The sequence below is a fragment of the Bacillus cereus group sp. N6 genome (assembly GCF_016483705.1).
Lineage (GTDB): Bacteria > Bacillota > Bacilli > Bacillales > Bacillaceae_G > Bacillus_A > Bacillus_A wiedmannii.
In genome coordinates, this window is record NZ_JAEHBI010000001.1 from 100,657 (window position 1) to 117,267 (window position 16,611).

Genomic DNA, 16,611 nt, shown 5'->3' on the forward strand with positions numbered 1-16,611 from the left:
CACATGTGTGATAGTCTGTTTTTCTTATTTAAAGTTAGAGAAATAGTCCGTGGTATAATTTACTGGTCTGTATAAAATGTTTGGATGGGAATGATGTTTATGTTTGAAGAAAAGGAAGTAATATGTACAAAAAGATTGTTCATGAGGAAACCAAGTATAGAATATGTTGATCAATTTTATAACATATTAAAGAAAGAAGCTGTTGGCAAATGGCTTGCTAAATCAAGAGGAATGTCAAAAGAAGAAGCAAATGATTATATCAGGAATCTTATATTACATTGGGAACAGTATAATTTTGGTGTATGGTTGTTATTTAATAGTGAAACAGGAAAGCTTTTAGGACATTGTGGTTTAAGAAAAGTGGATGAAACTGATGAAATAGAGATTATGTATCTACTTGATCCAGACTATTGGGGAAATGGATATGCATCAGAAGCAGCAGGGGCTTCTATTCAATATGTAAAAGAGACGATGGGTGTAAAAAGAATAATTGCTAGGGTGAAAATAGCAAATGACAATTCGAAAAATCTTTTACGAAAGTTAGGTTTTACATATACTCATGATATTGATTATAGTGGACGTATCTTATCTTATTTTGAATTTAATATAGCTCCTGATGAATTATAGACATTTTATATATTTTTTCATGTCTTAAAAATAAAATTATTAGTAAAATTCCAGTGTGAAATTTATGTAGAATCTTGTATAATTAACGTGTTTCTATGGAAACATTTTCTTGCGATATTTGTATAGAACTTAATAGAACAAGGAAAGAAATACATACATGTATAGAATAGATAAATAGAATGGAACATGTATAGAGAAAAAGGAGAGAAATGATGGCGTGTCAAAAACAAGGGTTACAATTTAATAGCGATAGAAAGAGGAAGAGACGATGAAAATGAAGCATGCTTTTGGTCCCATAATTTTAGCGTGTGTGCTTTTTTTCATTATCATATTAATCCCATCGAAAAGTTTAGTATCACTTATTAGTGATAAGAAGGTAGAAGATGCGGCAACTTCCTTACAAAAAGAAAAACTACAAAGTGTTTTCTTACAGCAAAAAATGTTAGAGAATTCGCAGTATTTACCGATGTATGGTTCATCTGAATTTTTACGAATGGATGCATATCATCCGTCTAATTACTTTAAAGTAAATCCTGCAGGTTTTACACCATATTTAATGGGGATTGGCGGTACACAAAGTTTAGCTCATATATTAAATATGACGTCTACAATGGATGAGTTAGAAGGTAAAAAAGTAGTCTTTGTTCTATCACCACAATGGTTTACTAAAACGGGTGTATCACAAGGGGATTTTACTAACAATTTCTCCAAACAATTTCTCCAAACAACAAGCCTATCATTTTATTTTTAATGATACAATAAATGTTGAAATGAAGAAGCAAATTGCGAAACGATTATTAGACTATAAAGTTGTTCAAAAAGATGATATATTAAAAAATTCATTAGAAGGTATTGTATATAATGATACGAAACATAACATAAAAGCAGGTTTAGTTAAACCACTTGCTTATATGCATCGAAATATTTTAGATCATAGAGATGTATTTAACTCCTTATTTAAGATTGAACCGATGAAAGAAAAAACAAATATGGGACTACGTTCAATTTCTTGGGTAGATGCACGTAAACATGCGGAGGAAGAAGGAAAAACGGAATCTACTACAAACACATTCGGAATTGAAAATCCGTATTACTATAAACATAATTTAAAGAAAAAATTAAAAGGTTTAAAAAACTTTAGAGCAAATGAATCATATGAAGAATCACCAGAATATGATGACTTACAAATTGTTTTAAATATATTTAAAGAGAAAAATGTTAAGCCACTATTCATTTCTGTACCTGTAAACGGACCGTGGTATGATTACGCTGGTTTCCCTAAAGAACGCCGTGAAGTGTATTATAAAAAAGTTCGGGAACAAGTTGAGAAAGCAGGATACCCAGTAGTTGATTTTTCTGGCCATGAATATGATAAGTATTTCTTAAAAGATACAATTCATTTAGGTTGGAAAGGCTGGATTTACTTTGATGAAGCAGTACAAAACTTTTATACTGAAAAATAAGAGTGGAGAAGAAGGAACGGCTATAAGCTGTTCCTTTTTTAGTATAGAGTATTTTGATGTGGGCAATTCGGAAAGGCATGTATATCTTGAATTTGTCTAAAATCATAATGCTTCATTGCGAACTGCGCTTGATAAAGGTATTCATACACATATAATTGACCATCATGTGCTGAACATAATACACCAGAAGTTCCCTGCCCATTTATGAAGGAAATACCGATAGGGCGTCCGATTAAGTATTGTATTTTTTGTTGCCAATGCATAGGGAAATCACTCCTTTTAGAGTTAATATACGAAATGGACGAATGAATTGTTGCTTATCCACATAATTATGGAGGCTTTTTATACAATTTCTAGAAGATATTAATATGAATGAATTACAAGTGCGAGAAAGGAATGCATAATGAAGAAAGAAAATATTTTAGAAGAAAAGTTAAATATAATAGAATGGTGTCAAACATTGAAGGAAGTACCTGATGATATATGGTTTCAATCATTTAAAAATGGTTCGTGGGGGATTGCAGATGTGATTTCACATTTTATTATTTGGGATGATTTTGTAATGAAGTATCGAATTCCTTATTTTCTTAGTACTCAATCAGTGCCTCATTTTCCAACAGATGTAGAGGAAATGAATAAGAGTGCAATTATATATGCAAGATCAGGTATTTCAAGAGAAGAGCTTATCAATCAGTTTAGCTATACTCGTAAACAATTAGTAGACGAAATTGAGCGAATTCCTGCCGATAATTTTTATAATGACTTTCAAATTGGTACTAAAAAAGTCATGCTGAATCATTATTTTTCATCACTCATTCAGCATGACTTAAAGCATAAGGAAGAAATAATCCAATTTTTAATACATAATCAAGTCTAATATAAAAACCGCTAACATTCGTAATGAATGTATAGCGGTTTTTATATTATCTTAAGCAAGATTTTTACGTTTTTTTGTCCATTTTTTAAGGATGAAGTATAGTAGGATAAGTATGACGCCGCCAATTGCGAAAGACTTCACATACGGTCCCGCAATATCGTTTATATTCTCCCAATTTTGACCTAGTTTTTCACCTAAATAAATGAAAATGATAGACCAAGGGATGATTGCAAGTGCTGTTAATGTAGTGAAACGTAATAATGGCATTTTTGTAATACCAGCAGGAATTGAAATCGCATGACGTACTACTGGAATAAAGCGTGCAGTGAAAATTACACCAGTCCCGTAACGGTTAAACCAATCTTCAGCTGCATCTATATGTTTTTTATGAATGAAAATATATTTTCCGTATCGTTCTAATATAGGTCGTCCACCGTATCGTCCAAGCCAATAAATAAAGATTTGAGCAATAACGCCGCCAATTGTACCGAATACAACGGCGCCTACAAATGAGATACTACCATTGAATACTAAGAATCCCGCATAAGCAAGGACGATTTCACTTGGAATAATCTCAATCATTAGACCAAGCATAATGCCCCAATAACCTAATCCTTCAAAAAACGTTAATACTGAATGAATAAAACTACTTACCATTGTTGCACCTTCTAGTTTATGTATTTTTGAATAGGTGAACCTTATACTTAATAACATAAAAGATTCACTATGTGTAGATTATACCTTATTTGTATAGGGGATTGCTATTTCAATTCTTTTATGTCTCTCATAAGTAGTATAGTACAGGATATGAGCTTAGTTTTCATGAAGAGAAAATGAAAAGATTATTAAAAATTTCTCATAAAAAAATAGAAGCATTTCTGCTCCTATTTTTTACGGTTTCACTTCTAAATTTTGTAAAAATAAAGTTGCTGTTACGTAACGTTTTGCTAACATTTGTACATAAGCGGTATGCACAGATAATGTGGCAATAATAATCGCATTACGAATTGCTTCACGTTGTTCGTTGTTAACCTGATCGAACTTGCTTGCAATTTTATCAGCTCTTTCTTTCACGATATTTTCAATTGTATGGATTGTATCTGTTGCATTTAGTTGTAAGCAGTTCCCTTGATTGAGTTCTTCAAATAGAGAAGAGTATGCCCCATATAAATGAACAGGATTGATTAAGTCATCACTTCGATCGGCTGGGTCATTTACAATAAGGCGTAATAGCTTACGAATGGATTCAAAATCAAGTGCTGTTTTTAAATCTTCAACAATGAATAGTAAGGCTGCTTGTTCAATTGAATATTTTTTTCCTTTTTGAGGAGAGCCAATCATTTCTTTTATATCTCGTTTCACCCAGTTTTGCATGGCTGTTACTGAGAAACTTGTATTTTCAATCTGATTTCCAAGCGCAACTATTTCATTTAATGAAAAACCGACGTCTGTATCATCAATTTTAATCAGTTTTTCAAAAATAGGTGAAAGTGCGGTAGTAATAAAAGCAGTTACGCTTTGTCCGCTTTCAATATCTTTTTTATGTGACTTCGCCCAAGCTTCTTGTAAAATACCGAGAGGCTTTTTCGTATTCCATCCTCTTAATGATAGAAGAAGGGTAGCCATTTCGTTTCGTGTGAGATGAAATGTTTCCATCTTTTCACCTCCAAAAATAATAAAAAGTTCTTATGAACCTATAATATGTTTTGTTTCATTTAAAGTCAATTCTGTTTTGCTTAATTTTTCCTTTGTCACCAAACTGTCGGAAGTAAATAATACTTGCATATTTCGACAAAAGTTCATATAATAAGTTCATAAGAACCTTTAAAATGTTTTTAAAAACAAATCTATCATTCTGAATTTACTAGAAAGGTAGATTTCACATATATCTATATAAAAGGAGAATGGATATAATATGTTGAAAAAACTTGTAGCAGTCATGACAGCATTCATGGTTATCTTTGGAGCTAGTAGCTTCATGTTTGTAGATCACGCAGCAGCGAAGGGTTACAAATCTGGTAAAAAATCATACACACCAAGTTCTGGTCAAAAGTCAAAAGTTGATTTGAACAAAAAAGATAATAACGTAAACTCACAAAAAACAACAACAGATTCAAAAACAAAGGCAACAAACACAGCACCAAAGAGTAATAAAGGAAGCTTTATGAAAGGTTTATTACTAGGTGGTCTTGGTGGTTTACTAATGGGTAGCCTATTTGCAAATATGGGAGCTCTTGGTTCTGTATTAGCGTTTATGGTAAATATGTTAGTAATGGCTGGTATCGTAATGTTAGCAGTTCGTGCATTTAAATACTTCAAAGATCAACGTAAGAAAAAGGAAGATGAAGTAGCATGGAAACAATAAAAATTTCTGAACAAGAACTTATCAATGCGCTTTGTGTATATATCGCTGAAAAAAGACAAGTTGGTCCAGAAGAAGTTTTAGTTGAACTAATGTATGATGATGACTACGGTTTCTCTGCTGAAGTAGAGGTAAATGGTCGCCAGCAAATTTTAATTCAAGCGAACTTAATTGAAGCATTACGCTTATTACTTGACAGAGAATATAATGTCAATTCATTTGCAGCAAGATTACAACTTGAATTAGATGATGAAGAAGGCATTTACGCATTAGCAAAGTTTAATAACTCAGATGAGTAGAAAAAAGAGCTGTTGAGAGTAATCTCAGCAGCTCTTTTTAGTATGTGTATATGCCAGGGAATAATCACGCCAAATTTCATTCATTTTCCGTCTACCGAGATCAATCATCGGATTAAATTGAATGGCAGCTTGTTGTCGTACGGTATGTACATGTTGGATCGCCTGTTGCAAGTGTTGTTCAACCGAATGGGATTTATTATTTGCCTGTTTTACGATTGAATATCCAGCAACAGTTCCTTGTGCCATTGCAATTTTCCCGCTTTCAATGCCAGTTATATTGCCGGCTACAAATAAACCGGGAAGAGGGGTTTCCATCGTTTCGGAATGCAGTGGAACATGGCCGCCTAATTCCGGAATGTAACGGAAAGGACAGCCAGCTACAGCAGCAAGCTCAGCAAGAGGGTATAAGCCACCGGCAATACAAACGAAGTCTGCCTCATATATTTGTTCCGATCCAGTTATGATGTTTCCTTTCGTATCAATATTAGCAACGCGTACACCTTCAACTTGATCTGTACCGATAATTTCAAGAGCTACTTTTCGAAGGTGAAGTGGTGTTCCGTTTATTTTCATACCTTTATTAGGATAGAAGTTTAATCCAACTTGTTTCGCCCAATTATATTTCATCAATCGACTACCTATACGTAATAAAGGTGATGGGGCAAGGTGGGCAGCATGTAAGAGAGAGTTTAATACTTCTTCTGGTTCACCAGCCTTTTGACTTAATTCATTTTTTTCAGGAAGTACAATATGTTCCACTTTAATTCCCGCTAGTTGTAATTCATTCAAAATAGCGAATGACAAAATGTTAGCGCCAATAATTACTCCTTTTCGCCCAACTTGAACGCGATGTACATTTGTCATTACTTGGGCTGCACCAATCGACATGACTCCTGGAAGTGTCCAACCAGGAAGGGGGATGGAGTACTCAGCAGCGCCAGTAGCAAGTAAAACGAACGGCGCTTCTAACGTACCGATATTCGTATGTACGAACCAAGAACTTTCATCTTTATCTAAATTATATACGGAAATGCCGCATCGAATATCAACTGAAAGTGATTTTGCTTCTTCGTGAAGGCGTCTTGATTCTTCTATTCCGTTCCACCATTCTCCAGTAGGTTCTTGATGTAATTGTCCGAGCACCCTTCCGCCAGGCTTCATAAATTCATCAATAACAAGTACATTTAGTCCAAATCGAGCACAAGAAATGGAGGCTGACAAACCTGCTGGTCCAGCTCCGATAATAATGACATCATTCATCGCTTTTTCACCATCTCTCTCACGATATTTGGATGATGTTTACCGCTATCAACTACCATATCTTTTTCAACAACAGTTAAGCATGCTCGTACATTCGTTTGATTGTTTACTGTCACGCGGCATTCAGAACAATGCCCGATATTACAGTAAATACCTCGCGGCGTCCCGCTATCTTCATGCACTCTTAAAGTTCTTATTCCGTTTGCAAGTAAAGCGGCCGCAATCGTTTCATGTTCATATGCTTCATATTGTTGCCCGTTAAATTGGAAAGTGATGCGATTACTACTATTTAAACTCCCTAAAACAGGATGATGGGTAATTCTATTCATTTATTTTCACCTACCGCTCTAAAGGTAACTGCGCGCACTGGTGGTTGATATTTTAATGGAATTTCATTAGTAGTTACTTCAGGATTTGCACTTTCAATCATTCGATCTATCATCATTCTACATGTGCGGCCACCGCAAAATCCCATGCCAGCACGTGTTCTTAGTTTTAATTCTCTCGCCGAGCAATTATATTCAGCAATTGTCGATTGAAGTTGTCCGTATGTAACTTCTTCACATCGACAAACAATTAAGTGATCTTTATTCGTCATATGTATTCCTCCTCTAGTTCGGTTTGCACAAATTATTATGCAAAAACTATGCCAAAATAGAGGAGGAAGGTTTATTGTAACCCAAGTTTTTTTAGGCGGTTATATAAAGTGGCCCTCGTAACACCGAGCTGTTTCGCGCATTCTAATTTATTCCCATTTAAAATGCGTAAAGCCCTCTCGATGACTTTTTTCTCATGTTCATCCATTTCTTCTTGTAAAGAAAGGATTGTATGATTGTTGCTGAGTAATAGGGAATGAGCCGTATGATTGTCTAACGTTTCAGTTGTATGAAATGGTAAATATTCTTGTTTTATAATCCCGTCAGTCGCAAATACGACAAGTCTTTCAACAACGTTACGAAGCTCACGAATATTACCTGGCCAATTGTAATGAAGCAGTTCATGCATAATGCTGGAAGGTAAGTCACGAATTGGTCTGTTATAGTTGATTGAAAAATCATTTAAGAAAGAATAAGTTAATTCAATAATATCCTCGCGTCTTTCGCGCAGCGGTGGAATATGCAAGCTAACTACATTTAGGCGATAGTATAAATCTTCTCGGAACGTGCCTTTTCTCATTTCCTCTTGTAAATCACGATTTGTAGCAGCGATAATGCGGAAATTAATATGAATCTCTTTTTCTCCACCAACTCGGTAATATTTTCGTTCTTGTAGTACACGTAAAAGCTTTACTTGCATATCGAGCGGCATTTCTCCTATTTCATCTAGGAATAATGTACCGCCTTGCGCGAGCTCTATTTTACCCTTTTTCCCTTTACTATTTGCACCAGAAAACGCCCCGCGCTCATACCCGAATAATTCACTTTCAAATAACGCTTCTGGAATGGCGCCGCAGTTAATTGAAATGAAAGGTGCTTTAGCTGCTTCACTTGCTTCATGGATTGCTTTCGCGAATACTTCTTTTCCAACACCACTTTCTCCGAGTATTAAAACTGTTGATTTCACCGAACACACCTTTCTAGCTAATTGTATTGTTCTTTGTATAACAGGGCTCTTTCCATTCATCGCAAGGAAAGGGTCTAATTCATCTTTATATTTTGCGACCTCTTGTTCTAATCGGTGCATTTCATGTGACATATTAAATAGTTTTTCATTTAAAGCAACTTGATTCGTAACATCAGTTTCTGAAACGACTGCTCCAATAATTTCATCGTTACAATACACTGGGTTTGAGTTAATTAATACAAATAAATCTGGACGAGGCTGATGGAACTGAGCAATTATGCTTTTTCCGTCATGTAATGATTGTAAAATTTCCAAATCTTTATAGTCAAAAAAGCGAGTGATAGGTTGTCCAATAATTTCATTATGATTGACTGAAAAAATCTTTTCGGCGCCATCTGTCCAAGTACGAACACATTCTTTATCATCGATGACTGTAACAGAAGAATCAGTTGTTTGTATTACGGTGTTATAGAAAGATTGTAGTTCATTGTAAGACTTAACAAGAAACGGAATGATTTGCTGAGCCGTTATACAGCATATAGGCTCTTTATTTTCGTTTATTACGATAACGGTCATTTCATGAGAAAACGCGTCAATTAAAGTGTTGAATGAATCATCTTCATCTATAACTGCACAGTTGTATTTTTCTGTAGTAGAAGGGCTGTAATAAAACTTTTCGTTAACTTGCTCAATATGTTGCAAATTGTTTGTGTGATCAATTAATAAAGTTTTTAGAAATTCTTGTATTGTGGGAAATGAGAATGCCATATTGTCCTCCTATTATGTATAAAAATTTTGACAGTGATAAAAAAATAATACACCTATTTATGATAAATTCAAAATATTTTTACAAATAAAAATATTATTTGTAAAAAGTGTATATATGTAGAGTTGGCACGTCAATTGCATAAAAGAAAGTGAGGGATTAAAAAGAAGGGAGGGGTGCTACGTGAGGCACTGTGACGTTTTAATAATAGGTGGTGGAATTATAGGATGTTCAATCGCTTATTACACTTCAAAATACGGAAGAGACGTAACAATCATTGAAAAAGGAGAATTTGTCAGTGGGACGTCTTCACGGTGTGACGGGAATATTTTGGCTATTGATAAAGACCCAGGGTTTGATAGTCAAATGTCGTTAGTAAGTCAAAAGTTAGTAACTGATTTAAGTGAAGAGTTAGAGCACTCATTTGAATATAGAGCACCAGGAAGTATTCTCGTATGTGAGTCGGACGAAGAAATGGAAGCAGCCCGGCAATGGGTGAATCGTCAAAAGGAAGCTGGTTTACCGTTTCGAATGCTTGATAGACAAGATATAAGAGAAGAATCGCCATTTTTTGCAGAAGATTTATTAGGCGGGTTAGAATGCGCAACGGATTCGACTGTAAATCCATATCTCCTTGCTTTTTCACTTCTTACAGAATCGAAGAAATTTGGTACGAAAGCTTTTAATCATACGGAAGTAAAAGAAATGAAAAGAGATATAGACGGTTCCTTTATTGTAGAAACGACTAACGGGACGTTTACTGCGAAACAAGTGGTAAACGCAGCCGGTGTGTGGGCTCCGAAAATCGGAGAAATGTTGGATGTAAATATCCCAATTGAACCGAGAAAAGGGCATATTATTGTAGCTTCAAGGCAACAACACGTTGGTTGCCGTAAAGTAATGGAATTTGGCTATTTAATTTCTAAATTTGGCGGAAAACGAAAAGTGGATGCTTTAACTGAGAAATATGGGGTAGCTCTTGTGTTTGAGCCGACAGAAAGCCAAAATTTTTTAATTGGTAGTAGTAGAGAGTTTGTAGGTTTTCATACGAAGATAAACAACGAGGTTATTAAATGTATTGCAAACAGAGCAATTCGTTTTTATCCGAAAATGGCGGATATGATGGTGATTCGTTCATATGCTGGATTACGCCCGTGGACAGAAGATCATTTGCCAATCATTTCACGCGTGCAACATATCCCGAACTACTTTATCGCAGCGGGGCATGAAGGGGATGGCATTAGCCTTGCAGCGGTTACTGGAAAAGTAATTGAAGAGTTATTAAATGAAAAAGAAACAATCATTCCTATTGAACCACTTCGTTTGAGTCGTTTTACAGAAAGGGTGTTAAATGGATGAGGTCACAAAGAGTCTTTACGACGATTGATACACATACGGGCGGGAATCCGACGAGGACATTGATAAGCGGACTTCCAAAGTTAATTGGAGAGACGATGGCAGAGAAAATGTTACATATGAAAAAGGAGTATGACTGGATTCGCAAATTGTTAATGAATGAACCGCGTGGTCATGATGTAATGTCAGGAGCACTATTAACAGATCCGTGTCATCCTGAAGCAGATATTGGTGTTATATACATAGAGACAGGTGGATATTTACCGATGTGTGGTCACGATACAATTGGTGTATGTACAGCTTTAATTGAATCAGGTTTAATTCCTGTAGTTGAACCGATTACTTCGTTAAAGTTAGACACGCCAGCCGGCTTAGTTGAAGTGGATATCTTTGTTCAAGATGGAAAAGCGAAAGAAGTCTCTTTCTGTAACATACCAGCTTTTTTATTGAAACATATTACTGTACAAGTTGAGGGGATTGGAACTGTAGAAGCAGATATTGCGTATGGAGGAAATTTCTATGCCATTATTGATGCGAAGTCAGTAGGTTTAGAGTTAGTACCGGAACATGCATCTACAATCATCGATAAGGCAATTCATATTAGAAATATCATTAATGAGGAATTTGAAATCATTCATCCGCAGTATTCATTTATTAGAGGGTTAACCCATATTGAATTTTATACAGATCCTACTCATGAAAGTGCTCATGTGAAAAATACAGTTGTCGTTCCGCCAGGAGGAATTGATCGTTCTCCATGTGGTACAGGAACATCAGCGAAGTTAGCTGTATTATACGCAAATCAAAAAATTGAAGTGGATGAAGAGTTTATTCATGAGAGTATCGTTGGCTCTTTATTTAAAGGGTGCGTCATAAATACAACATCTGTAGAAAATATTGAAGCTGTCGTAACGAAAATTACAGGTTCAGCTTGGCTTATGGGGATGCATAGATTTTTTTATAATGAAAAGGACCCACTTAAAGAAGGCTTTTTGCTAATTCCGCCGATGGAACATGAAACGGAGGATGTAAAATGAACATTCAAAAAATGTATACAGCAGTAGACGTACATGTAAATGGTGAAGCATTTCGTGTAATGAAAGATGTACCATGCAAATACTACTACAGTTTAGAGCAATTAAACGAACAATTTTCAGGTGAATTAGCAGAAGAAATGAAGCTTGTATTAAATGAACCACGTGGTTTTATCGGATTAAATGGATGTATTGTCGTTCCTTCTATTCATATGGAAGTCGATGCAGCTGTATTATTTTTTAATCATGAAGGATCCATTCCGCTTCATTATGGGGGGATTGTCGCAGTCATAACGATGTTACTAGAAAGCGGGTATTTAAAAAAGAGAGAGACGAACCAATACAAAATTGAAACGCTATCTGGTATATTTTCAATCCATGCGTATGTAGAGAATGATGAAGTTGTATCTGTTTCGTTTGAAAGTAAACTATGTTATATGATTGAGAAAAATTTACAAGTTGGTAATATAAGTTACTCTCTCATTCAGGCAGATAAAGTATATGCAGTTGTAGAAAAGGATGCATATTCACCAGAAATCAGTATTGAAAATATCTCTAAATTAAAAAAATGGAGTGAAGTTACACTTCAAGCTATACAAAAACAGTCATTAATAAAAAGACTTATTTTAGTAGAATCTATGCAAACAGAAAAGAACCATATAAAGTCGATTACATTTCATGAAGATAACTTTATCGTACGTTCGCCTGGTTTTGTTTCTACTATTGTATCTTATGTTCATACATTATTTAAAAATGATTATATAGCGGATAAACCTTTTAAAAATGAAAGTATATTTAATAGCTTTATAACAGTGGAACAAGTGAAGAAAGAAGAACAAGGATACATTTTTCGCTTTGAAAGTAGAGGATTTATTACAGGGATGCAGACGTTTCTATTAGACTCTACAGATCCGTTTCCGACAGGATTTTTATTAAAATAGTAAAGGGAGAGATAAATATGAAAAAAATTAAAGGGGCATTTCCAGTATTGATCACACCGATGGATGAGTTTCAAGAAATTAATTGGAACGGTGTAAAACAAAACGTAAACTATTTTATCGATCAAAAGGTAGCTGGCATTATTATTAATGGAAGTACAGGTGAGTTTGTTAGTTTATCAAAAGAAGAACGATTTAAAATGGTAGAAACAGTATTAAAAGAAGTTGATGGTCGTATTCCAGTTATTGTAGGAACTGCAGCAGAAACGACGAAAGAAACGATTGAATATACGAAACATGCAGAAGCACACGGAGCGGATTGCGCATTAATTATTAACTCGTACTATTGTAAGCCGAAAGAAGAGGAAATTTATTTTCATTTTAAAGAAATCTCAAACGCTGTAAATATACCAATTATGTTATACAATAATCCGTTTACATCTGGTGTTGATATGAGTACAGAGCTCATGCTACGTATTGGAAAAGAATGTGAAAATGTTACACATATTAAAGAATCTAGCGGAGATATTCGTAAAGCAAGAGATTTAGTACGACAAGGCGAAGGTGCTTTTCAAGTCTTCTGTGGATCTGAAGATTTAGTTATGGAATCTTATTTAGTAGGTGCAACGGGATGGGTTTCAGTAGCAGGAAATATCGTGCCGGGACTTGTTACGAAAATGTATGAGCATTTCCAAAATGGTGAATTAGAAAAAGCTTGGGAAATAAACGATGCTATTTTACCTCTTTGCGAGTTTCTTGAAGGATCAGGAAAATATGTACAAAGTGTTAAACGCTCAATGGAATTACACGGGCAAGCAGGGGGACCTTCTCGTTATCCGAGACTCGGATTAACTGAAGAAGAAGATCAAAAACTTCAAACGATTATTTCAAAAATTGCAGCTCATGCAGCTGTTTAAATAAGGAGGAGAGCATATATGTTAACGACAAACATTGAGCTGAGACCAAAAGTGAAAGCGTTTTTAAATGAAGAAATTAAAATGTTTATTAATGGTGAATTTGTACCTTCCATTAGCGGGAAGACATTTGAGACATACAATCCAGCAACAGAAGATGTTTTAGCTGTCGTATGCGAAGCGCGAGAAGAGGATATTGATGTAGCGGTAAAAGCTGCAAGATCTGCATTTGAATCAGGACCTTGGGCAGAAATGACTACCGCTGAAAGAGCGCACCTAATTTATAAATTAGCAGACTTAATTGAAGAGCATGGAGAAGAATTAGCGCAGTTAGAAGCTTTAGATAATGGAAAACCATATCAAGTAGCACTGGATGATGATATTGCAGCGACTGTAGAAAATTATCGTTATTATGCGGGATGGGCTACGAAAATTATCGGGCAAACAATTCCGATTTCAAAAGATTACTTAAATTACACACGCCATGAACCTGTTGGCGTTGTAGGTCAAATTATTCCTTGGAATTTTCCACTCGTTATGTCTTCTTGGAAAATGGGAGCTGCACTAGCAACAGGTTGTACAATCGTATTAAAACCAGCAGAGCAAACGCCTTTATCGTTATTATATACAGCGAAGCTCTTTAAAGAAGCAGGTTTTCCAAACGGTGTTGTAAACTTTGTTCCAGGTTTTGGCCCTGAAGCAGGAGCTGCAATCGTAAACCATCATGATATTGATAAAGTAGCCTTCACAGGTTCAACAGTTACAGGGAAATATATTATGCGTCAATCTGCAGAAACAATTAAACATGTAACGTTAGAACTTGGTGGTAAATCACCAAATATCATTTTAGAAGACGCTGATTTAGAAGAAGCGATTAACGGCGCATTCCAAGGTATTATGTATAATCACGGCCAAAATTGTAGTGCTGGATCTCGCGTATTCGTTCACCGAAAACATTACGAAACAGTCGTAGCTGAATTAGTAAAAATGGCGAACAACGTAAAACTTGGAGCAGGTATGGAGAAGGAAACGGAAATGGGGCCACTCGTATCTAAAAAGCAACAAGAACGTGTGCTACATTACATTGAACAAGGAAAAGCAGAAGGAGCTACTGTTGCTGCTGGTGGTGAACGGGCATTTGAAAAAGGATATTTTGTACAGCCAACAGTTTTCACAAATGTTACTGATGATATGACAATTGTGAAAGAAGAAATTTTTGGACCAGTTGTCGTTGTACTTCCATTTGATTCAACAGAAGAGGTTATCGAAAGAGCAAATCGCTCTTCATACGGACTCGCTGCGGGCGTATGGACACAAAATATTAAAACAGGACATCAAGTTGCCAATAAATTAAAGGCAGGAACAGTATGGATTAATGATTATAACTTAGAAAATGCAGCTGCACCATTTGGTGGCTTTAAACAATCTGGAATCGGTCGTGAGTTAGGTTCATATGCGCTTGATAACTATACAGAAGTGAAAAGCGTTTGGGTAAATATAAAGTAATAGAGAATCTAACTGTTAATAAATAGAGGGATGAAATAATGAGAGATACGGACAACTGTAAGGTTTAATAATAGTTGTCCGTTTTCTTATATATAAAATAGTTTTCAAAAGAATGTTAAGGGGGATTTGGATGGAGCAATTAGTAGAGTGGTTAGTAGGGCAAGTATGGAGTATTGGGTTAGTTGTTTTTGCATTAGGGGCAGGTGTGTATTTTACAATTGCCACTCGTTTTCTGCAAATTCGTTATTTTAAAGAGATGATTAAACTATTATTTGAAGGGAAGAGCTCGGAGACGGGAATTTCATCCTTTCAAGCATTTTGTTTAGCCTTATCAGGTAGGGTTGGAATAGGTAATATCGCAGGGGTCGCGACAGCTATCGCTTTTGGTGGACCAGGAGCTGTGTTTTGGATGTGGGTAATGGCTCTTTTAGGAGCAACGAGTGCATTTGTTGAATCAACATTATCTCAAGTGTATAAAAGTAAAGTTGGGAATGAATACCGAGGTGGTACACCATATTTCATTGAAAAAGGCCTGAAAATGAAATGGTTTGCAGTCATTGTAGCGGTTGTTGTAACACTTTCATATGGCGTTTTATTACCAGGTATTCAGTCTAGTAGTATCGCAGTTGGGTTTGAAAACTCTAATGGCATTAGCAAATATATAACTGGAATATTATTAGTTATATTATTAGCATCAATCATTTTTGGTGGCGTAAAGAGAATTGCGGGCGTTTCGCAAATGCTTGTTCCATTTATGGCAATAGGTTATGTAATTGTTACATGTATCGTATTAATTGCGAATGTAACAGAAATTCCAAGTATGTTCGCTTTAATTTTCTCTAGTGCTTTTGGTGTAAATGAAATGTTTGGTGGAATCGTTGGTGCAGCAATCGCATGGGGCGTAAAGCGTGCTGTATTTTCAAATGTTGCTGGTGTTGGAGAAGCGACGTATAGCTCCGCTGCTGCTGAAGTATCCCATCCTGCAAAACAAGGGTTAGTTCAAGCGTTTTCTGTATATATCGATACAATTGTTGTATGTACAGCGACAGCTCTTATGATTTTAATAACAGGTATGTATAATGTTATACCTGAAGGGAAAAGCGCTATAGTAAAGAATATAGGGAATGTTGATGCAGGTCCAATCTATACACAACAAGCAGTTGAAACTGTTATGACAGGGTTTGGTCCATTATTTATTTCAATCGCAATATTTTTCTTCGCATTTACAACTTTACTCGCATACTACTATATCGCTGAAACGACACTTACTTATTTAGATCGTGAGCTTAAACATAGCTGGTTAAAACCAGTTTTAAAAATTGGATTTTTAATTATGGTTTACATCGGTAGCGTAGAATCAGCGTCGCTTTTATGGAATCTTGGAGATTTAGGAATCGGTAGCATGGCATGGTTAAACTTAATTGCGATTCTACTATTAAGTAAAATCGCATTAAAAGTGTTAAAAGATTATGAAGCACAGAAAAAGGAAGGGAAAGATCCAGTATTTGATCCTAAAAATGTGGGAATTGAAGGTTTAACGTTTTGGGAAGAAAGAAGTAAAGAAATTGAAAGGAAAAACTATAAAGAACAAACGGTAGAGGATGATAGTTTGAAATTTTAGTTATAATAAACTGAATATTCATTCT

At 35.4% G+C, this 16,611-nt stretch carries 17 protein-coding genes and 1 pseudogene; 11 read left to right on the forward strand and 7 right to left on the reverse strand.

Annotated features, from left to right (window positions below):
- Nucleotides 1-99: 99 nt before the first annotated feature.
- Together JDS99_RS00555 and dltD are read left to right on the forward strand one after the other, a co-directional pair.
- A complete protein-coding gene (locus tag JDS99_RS00555; protein WP_199694196.1) occupies nt 100-627 on the forward strand; it encodes a GNAT family N-acetyltransferase in 528 nt (175 codons plus the stop codon).
- A 268-nt stretch (nt 628-895) separates the two neighbouring features.
- Nucleotides 896-2,090: pseudogene (dltD, locus tag JDS99_RS00560) on the forward strand (D-alanyl-lipoteichoic acid biosynthesis protein DltD).
- Between the two features lie 38 nt (nt 2,091-2,128).
- Here the strand turns inward: dltD and JDS99_RS00565 are convergent.
- Nucleotides 2,129-2,353 (reverse strand): hypothetical protein, encoded by a 225-nt coding sequence (locus JDS99_RS00565; protein ID WP_000558704.1) that lies wholly within the window; start codon nt 2,351-2,353, stop codon nt 2,129-2,131.
- A gap of 140 nt (nt 2,354-2,493) precedes the next feature.
- Between JDS99_RS00565 and JDS99_RS00570 the strand changes: the two genes are divergently transcribed.
- Complete coding sequence (locus tag JDS99_RS00570) at nt 2,494-2,967, forward strand: DinB family protein (protein ID WP_199694197.1); 474 nt, start codon at nt 2,494-2,496, stop codon at nt 2,965-2,967.
- A 51-nt stretch (nt 2,968-3,018) separates the two neighbouring features.
- Here the strand turns inward: JDS99_RS00570 and uptA are convergent, their stop codons facing one another.
- Together uptA and JDS99_RS00580 are read right to left on the reverse strand one after the other, a co-directional pair.
- The gene (gene uptA / locus JDS99_RS00575) at nt 3,019-3,624 is read right to left on the reverse strand and encodes an undecaprenyl phosphate transporter UptA (RefSeq protein ID WP_061664652.1); all 606 of its coding nucleotides are present in this window, start codon (nt 3,622-3,624) and stop codon (nt 3,019-3,021) included.
- Between the two features lie 234 nt (nt 3,625-3,858).
- Nucleotides 3,859-4,623 carry a DUF1836 domain-containing protein gene (locus JDS99_RS00580; RefSeq protein ID WP_000447225.1) on the reverse strand — a complete coding sequence of 255 codons (765 nt, stop codon included), beginning with the start codon at nt 4,621-4,623 and terminating at the stop codon, nt 3,859-3,861.
- Between the two features lie 259 nt (nt 4,624-4,882).
- On the opposite strand from JDS99_RS00580, the gene JDS99_RS00585 reads away from it, so the two are divergent.
- Complete coding sequence (locus JDS99_RS00585) at nt 4,883-5,332, forward strand: hypothetical protein (protein ID WP_000914471.1); 450 nt, start codon at nt 4,883-4,885, stop codon at nt 5,330-5,332.
- Entirely contained in the window at nt 5,320-5,628 is a 309-nt protein-coding gene (locus tag JDS99_RS00590) for a YxcD family protein (RefSeq protein ID WP_000447759.1), read from the forward strand. Before JDS99_RS00585 ends, JDS99_RS00590 begins: the two co-directional genes overlap by 13 nt.
- A gap of 24 nt (nt 5,629-5,652) precedes the next feature.
- Here the strand turns inward: JDS99_RS00590 and JDS99_RS00595 are convergent, their stop codons facing one another.
- From JDS99_RS00595 to JDS99_RS00610, 4 genes are all read right to left on the reverse strand, one after another.
- Nucleotides 5,653-6,888, reverse strand: coding sequence for an NAD(P)/FAD-dependent oxidoreductase (locus JDS99_RS00595; RefSeq protein WP_199694198.1), 1,236 nt, complete (start codon nt 6,886-6,888; stop codon nt 5,653-5,655).
- On the reverse strand, nt 6,885-7,217 hold the full coding sequence (locus JDS99_RS00600) for a (2Fe-2S)-binding protein (protein WP_199694199.1): 333 nt from the start codon (nt 7,215-7,217) through the stop codon (nt 6,885-6,887). The genes JDS99_RS00595 and JDS99_RS00600 overlap by 4 nt, the downstream gene beginning before the upstream one ends.
- Nucleotides 7,214-7,486 carry a (2Fe-2S)-binding protein gene (locus tag JDS99_RS00605; protein WP_097907903.1) on the reverse strand — a complete coding sequence of 91 codons (273 nt, stop codon included), beginning with the start codon at nt 7,484-7,486 and terminating at the stop codon, nt 7,214-7,216. The genes JDS99_RS00600 and JDS99_RS00605 overlap by 4 nt, the downstream gene beginning before the upstream one ends.
- Before the next feature lie 71 nt (nt 7,487-7,557).
- Nucleotides 7,558-9,219, reverse strand: coding sequence for a sigma-54 interaction domain-containing protein (locus tag JDS99_RS00610; RefSeq protein WP_199694200.1), 1,662 nt, complete (start codon nt 9,217-9,219; stop codon nt 7,558-7,560).
- 181 nt (nt 9,220-9,400) lie between these two features.
- Here JDS99_RS00610 and JDS99_RS00615 point away from each other — a divergent pair, with 181 nt between their 5' ends.
- The 6 genes from JDS99_RS00615 to JDS99_RS00640 all read left to right on the forward strand — a co-directional run bounded on the left by JDS99_RS00615 (nt 9,401) and on the right by JDS99_RS00640 (nt 16,586).
- Nucleotides 9,401-10,576 carry an NAD(P)/FAD-dependent oxidoreductase gene (locus JDS99_RS00615; protein WP_097907905.1) on the forward strand — a complete coding sequence of 392 codons (1,176 nt, stop codon included), beginning with the start codon at nt 9,401-9,403 and terminating at the stop codon, nt 10,574-10,576.
- Nucleotides 10,573-11,610 (forward strand): proline racemase family protein, encoded by a 1,038-nt coding sequence (locus JDS99_RS00620; RefSeq protein WP_060487075.1) that lies wholly within the window; start codon nt 10,573-10,575, stop codon nt 11,608-11,610. Before JDS99_RS00615 ends, JDS99_RS00620 begins: the two co-directional genes overlap by 4 nt.
- Entirely contained in the window at nt 11,607-12,548 is a 942-nt protein-coding gene (locus JDS99_RS00625; protein ID WP_088063711.1) for a proline racemase family protein, read from the forward strand. The genes JDS99_RS00620 and JDS99_RS00625 overlap by 4 nt, the downstream gene beginning before the upstream one ends.
- Before the next feature lie 17 nt (nt 12,549-12,565).
- The gene (dapA, locus tag JDS99_RS00630; protein ID WP_199694201.1) at nt 12,566-13,462 is read left to right on the forward strand and encodes a 4-hydroxy-tetrahydrodipicolinate synthase; all 897 of its coding nucleotides are present in this window, start codon (nt 12,566-12,568) and stop codon (nt 13,460-13,462) included.
- An 18-nt stretch (nt 13,463-13,480) separates the two neighbouring features.
- Nucleotides 13,481-14,965 carry an aldehyde dehydrogenase family protein gene (locus JDS99_RS00635; RefSeq protein ID WP_147787670.1) on the forward strand — a complete coding sequence of 495 codons (1,485 nt, stop codon included), beginning with the start codon at nt 13,481-13,483 and terminating at the stop codon, nt 14,963-14,965.
- A gap of 130 nt (nt 14,966-15,095) precedes the next feature.
- A complete protein-coding gene (locus tag JDS99_RS00640; protein WP_242475593.1) occupies nt 15,096-16,586 on the forward strand; it encodes an alanine/glycine:cation symporter family protein in 1,491 nt (496 codons plus the stop codon).
- Nucleotides 16,587-16,611 lie beyond the last annotated feature (25 nt).